The organism is Melioribacteraceae bacterium (assembly GCA_030584085.1).
Lineage (GTDB): Bacteria > Bacteroidota > Ignavibacteria > Ignavibacteriales > Melioribacteraceae > SURF-28.
Genome location: CP129490.1, coordinates 1,451,143 through 1,463,941, shown reverse-complemented (window position 1 = coordinate 1,463,941; position 12,799 = coordinate 1,451,143). Strand labels below are relative to the sequence as shown.

Below are 12,799 nucleotides of genomic sequence, written 5' to 3'. Positions count from 1 at the left end.
TAATTACTCTTTCTCTATTTTTAATTCATTTTCATTAATTGTATAATTCCATTTTTCTTCACCATCGGCATTAATCATTTTTATATTCAGTGTTCTGTTTTTTCTTGGACCCGATACGTTTAATAATCCAAAATTTCTTTCGTGAACCAACGTTCCTTCTACTCTTGCAACGTTTTGATCATAACTTGAAACTCCGGCACTTAACGGTGAAGAAGTAATTTCATAAAGCGGATAATTATCAGAACGTTCAATTTTTGTGAGTTCACCACGATGAATATCGCCGGTTAGAAAAATTACACCTTCAATTTTTTCTTTAGCTATCATATCTAATAGATATTTTTTTTCTTCGGTAAAATTAGAGTAATTCTCTCCCAATGGATGAGGATTAAGAACAGTCGATCCAATAACCACAAATTTGAAAGGTGCATAGCTTGAGGACATCGCATCAAGCAGCCATTCTATTTGAGCATCACCAAGCATTTCTTTTTTAGTGTTATTCCTTTTTTCAGGTGATCTGTATGTTCTATCATCCAACAAGAAATAAGCACAATCAGCCCATTCAAAATAAGTTGCTATTCCCTCTTCAGCACCCGGTACACCATAAGACGGATTTGCCCACCAATTTGTAAATGCTTCTCTTGTTAATTCTTTAGCCCAAAAACTTCTGTCACTATTGTTTGGACCGTAATCATGATCATCCCATGTGGCATAGTGATGCATTGAGCCAAGCATTGGTTGAAGCAAATTGAATGATCTATCATGAGTTAATCTTTTATATATTCCAGTTCTTGAATGCCAATCAACTTCGCGCAAATATGAATTATCTCCCATCCAGATAAAGAAGTCAGGATCAAAATTATAGATAGTTGTAAAAATTTGATGATCTCCACCGTAGGGTGTTCCCGGTCTGTCATATTCGGGTTCGTTAATGTATGCGCAACTGCCAATTCCAAACGTAAACTCCGGCGGATCTTCTCGCCATTGCCACAATTTTTGAGTCTCGAATTCAGTCCTATAATTTAATTCAACCGGTTCATCATTTATATAAAGTTGATATTGATATTTTATTCCGGGTTCGACTTGATCAGCTATCAATGTCGTCATGAAAAAATTATAAGGATCTGTTTCAACTTTGTATGTAAAAAACTTTTGTTCCGGTTTATCTTTATCCCAATAGGCAAAGTAAACAAAAGCAGTTTCGGTTGTTTGTACCCACAAAGCTACTTCACGCATTTGTGAATAGCCGACCATCGGTCCGGACTGCAGCAGTTCATTTTGCGCATAATTAATTGTAATGAAACAAATGATTGTAAAAAATGTTAAATATTTTTTCATGACGCCCTGTCATTATTTTGTGGTTAGATTGTTGTTAAAAAATACTCTAAGTTTGTCAAAAAAGAAAACAAGAATTTATGAAGAAATATAGCTCGAAAACGGTCACTCTGATACTTTTAATAATAGTATTTATGTTTGCGATTATAGCTTGTGATGATACAATCACAAATGAAGAAATTGACAATCGTACAATTCCATCTTCAAACGTTGATTATTACGAACATATTCAACCGGTTTTATCAATTAAGTGTGCAACTTCATTTTGTCATGATGACGGATCGCGTGCCGGCGGATTGAGTTTAACCAATTATCAAAATACTACATCTGATATTACAATTGTTTTTCCGGGCGATCCGGATTTAAGTAAACTTGTTTGGGCAATTGAAGGAAGTGGTGGGACTCAGCCAATGCCTCCGGCAGGTGCCGCACCACCGCTGACTGAAAATCAAATTAAGGGAATAAGAACTTGGATAGCCGAAGGCGCAAGACCAGCCGCAAAGAATCCCTAAACTCCGGAATATATCTGCTGGAAATCTATGCTCGCAAAAAATTCGCAATTGAAATCAAGAAATTCAATGATCGATTTTTTTTTAGCCGGATATTACTACTATGTCGGAAGCGCTCAAAAGAATTTAAGACAGAGAATAATGCGACATCTCAGAAAAGATAAAATAGCTCATTGGCACATAGATCATATAACCACTAATCCAGCTACTTTGATTAAAAATTTATTCTTAATTAAATCCGGCAAAAAAGATTTGGAATGTGAGATTGCAAATCTTTTAGAAAATAATATTAATCTCGATGCATCGTTAAAAGGATTCGGAAATTCCGACAGCAACTGTAGTTCCACACATCTATTCTACTCAAAAAATAAAATTGATCACAACCATTTATTATCTTTATACCAATCGATGGTTCGTTTAATTCCTTCAGAAATTGAAACCATTTGATTATAGCCAAGTTCTTTTTGGGCTTTAGAAATATCCATTGTCCAGTAACTTTGAACAAAGTCTCTAGCTTTCTCTAAATTAAATGTTGCGGCTTTTGAACTAAACAGCGCAAAAAATTGTGCAACCGCTGCCACACTATAAACTAGAAAATGAGGAAGTCGCAATGTTAAAGCACCTCTACCAAACGATTTTTTAATTTCCTTTGCAATTTCCGGCCAAGAGTAAAATACATCCGAGCCTATGTTATAAATTTGACCATTTGATTTTTCAGAATTTGCGGCTAGATATAATCCATTAACTAAATCGATCACATGAATAAGACTGAGTTTTTTATCATTGAATCCAATTAGCGTAAATAATCCTTGTTTATAAGTTCTAAAGACTAGATAAATTTCCGTATCGCGTTCACCATAAATTGCCGGTGCTCTTACAATTGTAATAGGTAACTTGTCGGAATAACTTAATGCAAGTTCTTCCTGCGCTCTTTTACTTCTTCCGTAAGTTGTTATCGGAAGTGAGGGATCACTTTCTTTCTTTGGTTTATCAACACTCTCCGAAGGGCCTCCGGAGGTTTGGCTACTAACGACAACGACTTTTTTTATCTGGGGATTAACTTCAAGCAAAACATCAAGAAGGTTTCTGGTTGTTTCAACATTGCCTTTAAAGTATCCTTCTTCGTTTTTTGATTTTACAACACCGGCAACATGATAGAGATAATCTACATCTTTTAATGCTGCGGCTAATCCCGTTTTATCAAACAGACCACAGTTTACAATTTCAACATCCTTTCCTTCCAACCATCTTAGATTGCTTGAACCTCTTACAATACATTTAACTTTTTGACCTTTTGACAGAAGTAAATCAACCAAATGACTTCCAACAAACCCATTTGCACCCGTAACAGCCGAAACTAATTTCTGATTCATAGTGTTCTCTATATTATTGTTTTATTTGCTTTTATAAGACTTGTAAACTAAATTTTGAAATTGTATTAATTGACTTGGAAAAAATAACAAAAAAATAACATATAGAAACTGGAGGAACTAATTGGATCTATTTCAAAAGTGCTACGATTTTACTAGAGCAGACGATATTAAAGCATCAGGCATGTATCCTTATTTCAGAGCAATTGAAGAAAATGAAGGACCTGTTGTACAAATTGAAGGTAAAAAAATTGTGATGGCGGGATCAAACAATTATCTTGGTCTTACAGCCGATCCTCGTGTTAAAGAAGCTGCACAAAAAGCTTTGGAAAAATACGGAACCGGGTGTTCGGGTTCTCGTTATCTAACCGGCACACTCGATCTTCATATCGAACTTGAAGAAAAAATGGCAAAGTTTTTTGGTAAAGAAGCAGTATTATTATTCAGTACCGGATACCAAACCGCACAAGGAATTATTCCGACTCTAGTTCAGAGAGGTGAAGTAGTAATTTCTGATAAAGATAACCATGCATGTATAGTTGCCGGAAATTTAATGGCTCGCGGAGCAACTGCGGATCTGCTTCGTTATAAACATAACGATATGAATGATCTCGAAAGAGTTCTTGCTAAACTAAGTAAAGATCAAGCTAAATTAATTGTTAGCGATGGTGTATTTAGTACCGGCGGTGAAATTGTAAATCTTCCCCGTTTAGTTGAACTAGCTAAAGTAAACAATGCAAGAATTTTAATCGACGATGCGCATTCAGTTGGTGTGATTGGGAAAGGCGGAAGAGGAACTGCCAGTGAATTTGATTTAGTTGATCAGGTAGATTTAACGATGGGTACATTTAGTAAGACATTTGCTTCTCTTGGTGGATTTGTTGCCGGTGATGCGAAAGTTATTGATTATATAAAACATCATGCTGCAGCATTAATATTTTCTGCTTCTCCAACTCCCGCATCTGTTGCAGCTGCTATGGCTGCGTTGAAAATACTTGAACAAGAACCTGAAAGAGTTGATCAATTAATAAGAAATGCAAACAAAGTAAGAACAGAATTAAAGGCAGCCGGATTTACGGTTATTGAAGGAAGAACAGGCATCGTTCCGGTTATTGTTGGTGATGATCTTTTGGCTTTCAAAATGTGGCGAATGCTCTATGACAGCGGAGTTTTTGTAAATGTATTTATTTCTCCGGGTGTTCCACAAGGCAGACAAATGATGAGAACCAGTTACATGTCGACTCATGAAGATGAACATCTAGATTTTATTGTTGAAACTTTCAAAAAAGTAGGTAAAGAATTGGGGTTAATCGGCTAAATATGATTAATCATTTATAATTTGTTTTAGGGGGTTATCTTATCGGGTAACCCCTTTCTATTTTATGACAAACGGAGATAAAATGTCCGAGATAATTATCCATACTGTGAAATCTAAGTCTGATTTAAACAAGTTTGTAAAATTCCCATGGAAAATTTATAAAGATGATCCGAATTGGGTTCCACCGCTTCTCTACGATATTAAAAAAGTTTTAAATAAAGAAAAAAATCCATTCTATAAACATGCTGAGATGGAAATGTTTCTGGCTGAAAGAAACGGTGAACTATTGGGCAGAATTGCTGCAGTTAAAAATGATCTTCATAATAAAGAACATAATGACAAAGTTGGTTTCTTTGGATTCTTTGAATGCATAAACGATCAAGACGTTGCCAATAAATTGTTTGAAGTGTCTGCCGAGTTGTTAAAAGCAAAAGGTATGACACACATGCGAGGACCGGCTAGTCCATCAGTAAATGATATTTACGCATTGTTAATAGATGGATTTGATGATCCTCCAAGGATATTGATGCCCTACAATCCAAAATACTATATGGACTTAATTGACAATGCCGGATTTGAAAAAGCCAAAGATCTTTACGCATGGAAAATCTCAAAAGAAAAAATGGAAACGAATGATAAAATTAAACGTGTTGCAGATATCGCATTACAAAGATCAAAAGCGTCGATCAGAATACTTAATTTAAAAGATTTTGATAATGAACTGGAAAAAGTAAAATACGTTTACAACAAAGCTTGGCAGCCAAATTGGGGATTCGTTCCTTTAACAGATGAAGAAATTGATGCCTTAGCCGCTGATCTAAAACCATTAGTTGATCCTAACTTGGTTTTATTTTTAGAGATCGAAAATAAGACTGTCGGTTTTGCATTAGTTATGCCGGATTATAATTTTATTTTCAAAGAAATGAACGGACGACTTCTCCCCTTCAATTTCATTAAACTTTTTACGAAAAGAAAAAGTATTCCTTGGGCAAGAATTATAATCCTGGGAATTATTCCTGAATTCCAAAAACGTGGTTTGGATGCGGCATTATACTATGATGTAATGGTTAGAGCTGCTAAGAGAAATATTTTTAGAGGTGAGGCAAGTTGGATTCTTGAAGACAATGAAATGATGAATAGAGGTGCGGAGACAATGCGCGGAGAACGGTACAAACAATATAGAGTTTATCAAAAGGAAATTTAAAATGAGAGTGATTGCGCTTTTTTTAATTTGTTTTACTTTCTTATCCGCGCAATATAGAAATAATGATGATGATCTAGTTAAAACAACTTTCTTAAGAGAATTCGATAAAAGCATTATCGAAAATTATTTTCAATCCGGCGAATTAGATAAAGTTAACGCAGCATTGCTCTCCATCGCACATTCGCAAGATACTTCATTTATTAAAAATATTTTGCTATTAGATTTTAATCAGCACCCAAAACAAATAACATTTGCACTCAGTGAACTCGGTCCTTCAAAATTGTCTGCTAATTATTTATTTGAGCAAATAGAAACCGGAACTCAGTTTACTGCTGAAATTTTCGATGCGATTGGTAAGGTCGGTGATAAAAATGATTTACTAAAATGCATTTCACTTTATAAAGAAAATAAAATTTTCGGATTCCCGTTTGCAATTTATAATTTTCATCTAAGAGGAATTAAAGACGAAAGCGAAGAAGATGTAAAATTATTACTCGATAACTTGAAAACAGAAAATGATGAATCAGATTTATTCCAAAATTTGTTCACACTTTACCGTGTTGCGTCGGATAAAGTTAATCCGGAAAAATTAGAGTTTGTTTTACAGAAAGAATTTAAGTCCGAAACAAGACTTTATGCTTTGGGAATTTTAAGAAAGAGTTCTTCTTTCCCCTATTCATTTGATTTAGCTCAAAAACTAATAAACGATTCTGATTGGTCGATAAGATGTGAAGCTGCAAGAACTCTATGTTATTATGATTACCAATCGCCTAGTGAAATTTTTTCATACTTAAATTTATTGTTTGATCAAAATCCGAATGTTTCATTAACCGCGGCGCAGTCAATTCAGAACATCAAATTTAGCGATGAAAATTTATTACGAAGTGTAAATGAATTTCTCACTAATTTATTGATCGATCCAAACTTAAGCGAAAATACTCGTGGTGAAATATTTTTATTCTTAGAAACTTTTCATAAAGAAACAGAAATTGAATTCTATGAAAAATATTCAAAAATGGTTTCACCAATATTTAATTATCGTTATCTAGCAAACGTTTCAAATTATAATTTTGCCTTTACCGAATTGAGAAAATTATATAGCAATGCTGATGACTATAACAAATTCTTTATTTATTCAAATCTGGTGAACCATTTCGATTCACTAAAGCATAATGATAAATTCATAAACTTTGTGTTAGATCAATATTCATCCGATCAACCGTTAATTATTACTTTAAATAATTATTCAATTGATTCATCGTTTGCGATTTCCAATTCCGAAAAGTTACGTGAGAAAATCAGTGGGTTAGTTTCTACTAAATTGGAAGATAGTTCATTTAACCAAGCGATTTCTTCATCGTTTAATGTGACTAATAATTTCGATACACTTTTTACTAGAGAAATAATATCTGCGATTTCATCATCAAGTAATCACGAATTAAAATATGATTTAAGAGATGAACTAACTTTCATTCCGGAGGTTAGAGAAGAAAGAATAAAATTGTTCGATAAATTATTTAGCTATGCTTTCGAATATTCCGAAGCTCTGATAGTAACAAACAAAGGTAATTTCACGATTAAATTTCTTCCGGAAGTCGCACCGATTTCAGTCGGTAACTTTATCTACTTATCTAAAAATAATTTTTACGATAATGTAATTTTTCACAGAGTTGTTCCAAATTTTGTAATTCAGATCGGTGATCCAACCGGAACCGGGTGGAGTGGTCCATCGCATACAATTGTCTCTGAATTTTCACATATACCGTTTGATACTTATTATATAGGAATGGCAAGTTCGGGAAAAGATACCGAAGGTTCACAATGGTTTGTGATGCAGAATAATTATCCACACCTCAATACGCATTATACAAATTTCGGAAAAGTTATAAATGGATTTGAGGTGATTAAGAATATTGATCAATATGATGTAGTAAAAAAAATAGAGCTAATAAAATAAGACCTCAATGCTGAGGTCTTATCATTATTGTGTCTTAACTCTGCATTGCTTTTTCGTATTTGGTAATATTACCCGGATCAATTTTCATTAATTTCTTAAAAATTGCTTCATTATATCCTTGAAGATAGTCAACAATTTCACCAACCTTTGCATCAAAAAAGACTTTTAATATAACGCTGTTTCGAGCCATCTTGTCTATTACTTTGTAAAGATTATCAATAAGCTTTACAATATTCTTTTGTGCAATAGGTTTATTTTCCTTAAATAAATCCAAGCCGTTATAATGATAATCGTAATAATCTTTTCTAAACTGATTATAATTGGCATTTTGGATTTCATCCAACAGGGCACGTTTATTATAAGAACTGCTTTCCAAAGCCCAGCCTTTACTAAAAGGGCTACTTGCTCCTAATAAAGTAATATCATAAGCTCTTTCAAAAAAACTGGAACCGCCAAGCGGGTTATAGGAATCCATATCATATCCAATAATTAGATAAGCATAAAAATCTAGAAAACTCGTAAGGGGATCAAAATTAACTAAGTTAAAACGGAGAGTTTGATTTTTCTCGTACTCAAAATTCCATTCCTTATCCATCACGTTCAGCATCAAAGAATTTTTCGTGCTCATATAAATTGGTCTTTGGCTATTAATAACGACTTGAGCACTATAGCGGGTTTCGCCTGAATTTGCAATAAAGAAAATATTAAACGAACAAGCGATTGGATCACCTTCCCAATCCAATTCCGTAAATCTCGTGTTGTTTAAATAATTTTCAACCGCATATTGAAAATCGACTAATCTTTCTTTTGCCGAATTCGGAAGTTGTTCATAGTTCACGGCTACTTTTGCCTTTAACTCAGCCGAAAAAATCACAACAGGCAAAAAGAGAAACAAAAAAATAATTTTTCTCATAATTTCCTCAGATTAAATTATCCTTAATATAAGTTAGGAAATTGAATATTTATTGACAATCAGGTAAATTCAAAATATGAAAAAGAAAAATATAATTCTCATCTTAATATTCATCCTCATTTTATACTTTCAATCAGCGGCTCAAGTTTCACCCGGGGCAAAACAAATTGCTCTTTCTCATTCCGATGCAGCCCAATCCAATGATGTATTTGCACTATTTGGTAATTCCGCCGGATTAGCGCAAATGAACTGGCGAGAAGTTGGAATTTATTATTCGCCATCACCTTTCGGAGTTAAAGAACTTGCTAATGCATATGCAGCATATATTGAACCTTTTTCTTTCGGTAATATCTCTGTCGGTTATATGCAATATGGATTTGAACTGTATAAAGAGAACAAAGTTGCATTAAGCTTTTCCAGAAATATAGATAATAATTTTTTTATAGGTGTAACAGCGCTTTATCAAAATTTATCGATCGAACGATATGGTAACGATAATGCAGTAACTATTAATTTGGGCGGATTGTATTACCTTTCAGAAGATACTAGAATAGCAATGTATGCTCAAAATTTATTTCGTGCGACTTATGGGAAAGAATCGGATCAGATTCCTTTCATTATGGGATTTGGTGCCAGTCATGATTTTAATTCCTTAATAACCTTTAATGCGTCTGTCGAAAAAGAAATCGATTTTGATCCTTCTTTTAGATTTGGGGTAGAATATAGTTTAATTGAATATGTTACTCTCAGAACGGGTTTTATGAGTGAACCGAGTTCATATTCGGTCGGACTTGGAATTCACTACTCATTTGTTACATTGGATTATGCATTCTTCTCACATCCCGATCTTGGCTTAACTCATCAAGCAGGGATAATTATCGATTTCAATCCGAGTTCACCCCGTAAAGAAAAAATCAAAAATTATCTATTCAACAAATGATTAGATATATAATCCTAATATTCTTGTTTTCTATTAATCTGTTTGCGCAATCGGATTCCACACTTACAACTGATCAAATCATTCAAGATTTGCTTGAAGAGTCCTCAATTGATTTAGAAGAAGATTACCTATATGACTTACTAGAGGAATTACAAGATAATCCGATTAATATTAATACTGCCGATATAAACACACTTCTGACAATACCTTTTTTGGACCTTAATTCCGCACAGGCAATCTTAGATTTTAGGGAAAGATTCGGAAAATTTTTTCATGCTCGCGAAATCTTAGCAATTGAGACTTTGGATCCTAATATCGCAAGAGCTTTACAATTCTTTACTACAACCGAAGAAGTTATTACAAAACCATTAATTGATTTAAGTGGATTATCTGGCGAATTCAGATCTCGTTTCGTTCGTGATCTTCAAGATAGACAAGGCTTTCTAAATGGGAATTACGCAGGTGATGAATTCAAAAGTTATCAAAGAGCAAAAATAAAATTTGGTAATTTTAATTTTGCCGGACTTATAGAAAAAGATCCCGGTGAATCAAAGTTTAACGACTTTACTTCGTTTTCAGTTTCCCTTAATGATTATAGTTACATCAAGAAATTAACCGCGGGTGATTACTTAATTGAATTTGGACAAGGATTAATTTATTGGGGACCATATTCATTCGGGAAAGGTGCCGAAGCCGTAAGAACAGTTTCACGATCTGCTAAAAGTATTCGAGATTATACCAGTACTGATGAAAATCAATTTTATCGCGGAGCCGCCGGAAATTTTATCTATGACAATTTCGACCTAACAGTTTTTTATTCTTACAACAAAAGAGATGCAAATGTTGATACATCTACCGGTGAATTAACATCTTTGCCGATTTCCGGATATCATCGAACACAGGGTGAGAGAAGCAGATTTCATCAATCCGCTGAACGCGCACTTGGCGGAATATTATCCGTTGATTTATTCAACTCATTAAGAATTGGTTTTGCTTATCAAAATTTAGAATATGATCATCCTATCCGCCAAACCGGGTTATTTAATCCTTATGGAAAATCTTTTAATTTCTATTCGGCTACTTACTCATTTGTTTATAACAATGTAAGAATTAGTGGTGAAGCCGCATACAATGAAGTTTCGGTTGCATCTATAAATAGTATCGAATGGATCCTTTCAAATAAACTTTCATTTGTAACGTCTATTAGAAATTATCCGCGTAACTTTTACACTTTTAAAGGAACCGGATTTGGTGAAGGATCAAATACATCTAATGAATTCGGAATTTATAACGGAATAAAATGGAGATCGAATTTCGGAATTATTAATTTTTATTTTGATCAATTCAAATTTCCTTATGAATCTTTCACTTCTGATTATCCATCTTCCGGGAATGAATTTTTATTTGATTATCAATTTAGACCCGCAACAAGAACTTTGCTAAATCTTAGAGTAAAAAGAGAATTTAAAGAAGTCACTCAAAACATTGACGGTTCGCCTACTTCACTTGATCAGTATAGAACAAATGTTCGAATCAATTATGATTATTATGTTTTGAGAAATTTAAGAATGAGATCAAGAATAGAATATGTTTTCTTTGATCAATCAATTGTTGAAACTCACGAGAAAGGATATCTACTTTTCCAAGATTTCCGGTATGATGCATTAGATCAATTACGATTCTACGGTAGAATAGTTTTGTTTGAAACCGATTCCTTTAATTCGCGAGTTTATCAGTTTGAAAATGATGTCCGAGGTGTACTCAACAATCCCGCCTTAATCGGAAAAGGAATACGCTGGTATTTAATGATAGAATATGATTTGTTCGATTTTGCTCGAATTTCAGCTAAATATTCCGAACTTTACAAGCCCGATGAAGTTCTCTTGAGCAGCGGAAACAGTCAAATAAATAATAATTTAGATAACCGCCTCACTTTTCAACTCGATATAAAATTCTAAAAATCGTACCGATTTGTTACGGATAGTGTAACATTTTCTTGCTAAAATCGATAACTCTATCTAATTTTCCTATTGAGATTATTTCTTACACAAATTTTAAGGACGAAAACATGAGAAAAATAGTTTCACTTCCCGGAGATGGTATTGGAAAAGTAGTTTTACCCGAAGCAATTAGAGTTCTTGATGCAGCAGGATTTCAAGCTGAATACGTTCACGGAGATATTGGTTGGGAATTTTGGTGTAAAGAAGGTAACGCACTTCCGGATCGTACTATTAAATTATTAGAAGAACACAAAATAGGATTATTCGGCGCAATAACTAGTAAACCTAAAGATGATGCAGTAAATGAACTTTCCCCGGATTTAAAAAACAAAGGTTACGTTTACTTCTCTCCTATTGTTGGATTAAGACAGCATTTTAATTTAGATATATGTATTAGACCATGTAAAGCTTTCAAAGGCAATCCGCTTAATTTTATTAGAAAAGATGCTAAAGGTGGATTCGAAGAACCGGCAGTAGATTCTGTAATTTTCCGTCAGAATACTGAAGGAATGTACGGAGGAATTGAATGGACAAATCCGCCAAAGAATGTACGAGATGCATTCGAGACACATCCAAAGATGAAAAAATTTGCTGATGTAAAAAGTGAAGATATGGCAATCTCAACTCGAATTGTATCTAGACAAGCAACCGAGAGAATTTTTAGAGCGGCTTTTGATTATGCTAAAAAATTCGGTTACAAAAATGTTACTGTATGTGAAAAACCAAACGTGCTCCGGGAAACTTCTGGTATGTATCTAAAGATCGCCAGACAAATTGCAAAAGAATATCCGGGCATTGATTTATGGGATACCAACATTGACGCTCAAATGATGTGGTTGACCAAAAATCCGGAAGATTATGGCGTTTTAGTTGCAGAAAACATGTTTGGCGATATAATTAGCGATGGATTTGCCGGGCTTGTAGGCGGACTCGGATTCGCGTGCTCCGCTAATATTGGTGATGAAGTCGCGGTTTTTGAACCAACTCACGGTTCTGCTCCGAAATATGAGAACCTTGCTCCGTCTATTGTCAATCCGATCGCGATGATTTTAAGTGCTTGTATGATGTTAGATCATATTGGTGAATCAGAAAAAGCCGGTAAAATTAGAAATGCCATCGCAAAAGTAATCGAAGAAGGAAAAGTACGGACATATGATATGATGAAAATTCGCGGTGGTTCGAAAGCAATAGAACAAGGAGCTGCAACAACTCAGCAAATGACTGATGCAATAATTTCTGAATTGTGAAACGTCAAA

The 12,799-nt window shown here is 34.1% G+C and carries 11 protein-coding genes; 8 read left to right on the top strand and 3 right to left on the bottom strand.

Annotation, left to right across the window (positions count from 1 at the left end; all coding sequences use genetic code 11):
- Positions 1-3: 3 nt before the first annotated feature.
- The gene (locus QY331_06620; GenBank protein WKZ70922.1) at positions 4-1,335 is read right to left on the bottom strand and encodes an alkaline phosphatase D family protein; all 1,332 of its coding nucleotides are present in this window, start codon (positions 1,333-1,335) and stop codon (positions 4-6) included.
- A 131-nt stretch (positions 1,336-1,466) separates the two neighbouring features.
- On the opposite strand from QY331_06620, the gene QY331_06615 reads away from it, so the two are divergent.
- Positions 1,467-1,844 carry a c-type cytochrome domain-containing protein gene (locus QY331_06615; GenBank protein WKZ70921.1) on the top strand — a complete coding sequence of 126 codons (378 nt, stop codon included), beginning with the start codon at positions 1,467-1,469 and terminating at the stop codon, positions 1,842-1,844.
- Between the two features lie 66 nt (positions 1,845-1,910).
- Positions 1,911-2,288 (top strand): GIY-YIG nuclease family protein, encoded by a 378-nt coding sequence (locus tag QY331_06610; GenBank protein WKZ70920.1) that lies wholly within the window; start codon positions 1,911-1,913, stop codon positions 2,286-2,288.
- On the opposite strand, the gene QY331_06605 is transcribed toward QY331_06610, so the two are convergent.
- A complete protein-coding gene (locus QY331_06605; GenBank protein ID WKZ70919.1) occupies positions 2,219-3,214 on the bottom strand; it encodes an NAD-dependent epimerase/dehydratase family protein in 996 nt (331 codons plus the stop codon). The genes QY331_06610 and QY331_06605 overlap by 70 nt on opposite strands.
- Before the next feature lie 121 nt (positions 3,215-3,335).
- Between QY331_06605 and QY331_06600 the strand changes: the two genes are divergently transcribed.
- From QY331_06600 to QY331_06590, 3 genes are all read left to right on the top strand, one after another.
- Positions 3,336-4,529 carry a pyridoxal phosphate-dependent aminotransferase family protein gene (locus QY331_06600; protein ID WKZ70918.1) on the top strand — a complete coding sequence of 398 codons (1,194 nt, stop codon included), beginning with the start codon at positions 3,336-3,338 and terminating at the stop codon, positions 4,527-4,529.
- A gap of 82 nt (positions 4,530-4,611) precedes the next feature.
- Complete coding sequence (locus tag QY331_06595) at positions 4,612-5,733, top strand: hypothetical protein (GenBank protein WKZ70917.1); 1,122 nt, start codon at positions 4,612-4,614, stop codon at positions 5,731-5,733.
- 1 nt (position 5,734) lies between these two features.
- Positions 5,735-7,690 carry a peptidylprolyl isomerase gene (locus tag QY331_06590; protein ID WKZ70916.1) on the top strand — a complete coding sequence of 652 codons (1,956 nt, stop codon included), beginning with the start codon at positions 5,735-5,737 and terminating at the stop codon, positions 7,688-7,690.
- Positions 7,691-7,724: 34 nt separating this feature from the next.
- On the opposite strand, the gene QY331_06585 is transcribed toward QY331_06590, so the two are convergent.
- Entirely contained in the window at positions 7,725-8,603 is an 879-nt protein-coding gene (locus QY331_06585; protein ID WKZ70915.1) for a DUF4835 family protein, read from the bottom strand.
- 76 nt (positions 8,604-8,679) lie between these two features.
- Between QY331_06585 and QY331_06580 the strand changes: the two genes are divergently transcribed.
- From QY331_06580 to QY331_06570, 3 genes are all read left to right on the top strand, one after another.
- Complete coding sequence (locus tag QY331_06580; protein WKZ70914.1) at positions 8,680-9,543, top strand: hypothetical protein; 864 nt, start codon at positions 8,680-8,682, stop codon at positions 9,541-9,543.
- Positions 9,540-11,501: a helix-hairpin-helix domain-containing protein gene (locus tag QY331_06575; protein WKZ70913.1), complete on the top strand. Its 1,962-nt coding sequence runs from the start codon at positions 9,540-9,542 to the stop codon at positions 11,499-11,501. The genes QY331_06580 and QY331_06575 overlap by 4 nt, the downstream gene beginning before the upstream one ends.
- Positions 11,502-11,611: 110 nt before the next feature.
- Positions 11,612-12,790: an isocitrate/isopropylmalate family dehydrogenase gene (locus QY331_06570; protein WKZ70912.1), complete on the top strand. Its 1,179-nt coding sequence runs from the start codon at positions 11,612-11,614 to the stop codon at positions 12,788-12,790.
- Positions 12,791-12,799: the final 9 nt, after the last annotated feature.

Coding starts and splice junctions, on each gene's coding strand:
- QY331_06575 (WKZ70913.1), top strand. CDS start 9,540: ATGATTAGATATATAATCCTAATATTCTTGTTTTCTATTAATCTGTTT.
- QY331_06620 (WKZ70922.1), bottom strand. CDS start 1,335: ATGAAAAAATATTTAACATTTTTTACAATCATTTGTTTCATTACAATT.
- QY331_06595 (WKZ70917.1), top strand. CDS start 4,612: ATGTCCGAGATAATTATCCATACTGTGAAATCTAAGTCTGATTTAAAC.
- QY331_06570 (WKZ70912.1), top strand. CDS start 11,612: ATGAGAAAAATAGTTTCACTTCCCGGAGATGGTATTGGAAAAGTAGTT.
- QY331_06605 (WKZ70919.1), bottom strand. CDS start 3,214: ATGAATCAGAAATTAGTTTCGGCTGTTACGGGTGCAAATGGGTTTGTT.
- QY331_06610 (WKZ70920.1), top strand. CDS start 1,911: ATGATCGATTTTTTTTTAGCCGGATATTACTACTATGTCGGAAGCGCT.
- QY331_06590 (WKZ70916.1), top strand. CDS start 5,735: ATGAGAGTGATTGCGCTTTTTTTAATTTGTTTTACTTTCTTATCCGCG.
- QY331_06615 (WKZ70921.1), top strand. CDS start 1,467: ATGTTTGCGATTATAGCTTGTGATGATACAATCACAAATGAAGAAATT.
- QY331_06585 (WKZ70915.1), bottom strand. CDS start 8,603: ATGAGAAAAATTATTTTTTTGTTTCTCTTTTTGCCTGTTGTGATTTTT.
- QY331_06580 (WKZ70914.1), top strand. CDS start 8,680: ATGAAAAAGAAAAATATAATTCTCATCTTAATATTCATCCTCATTTTA.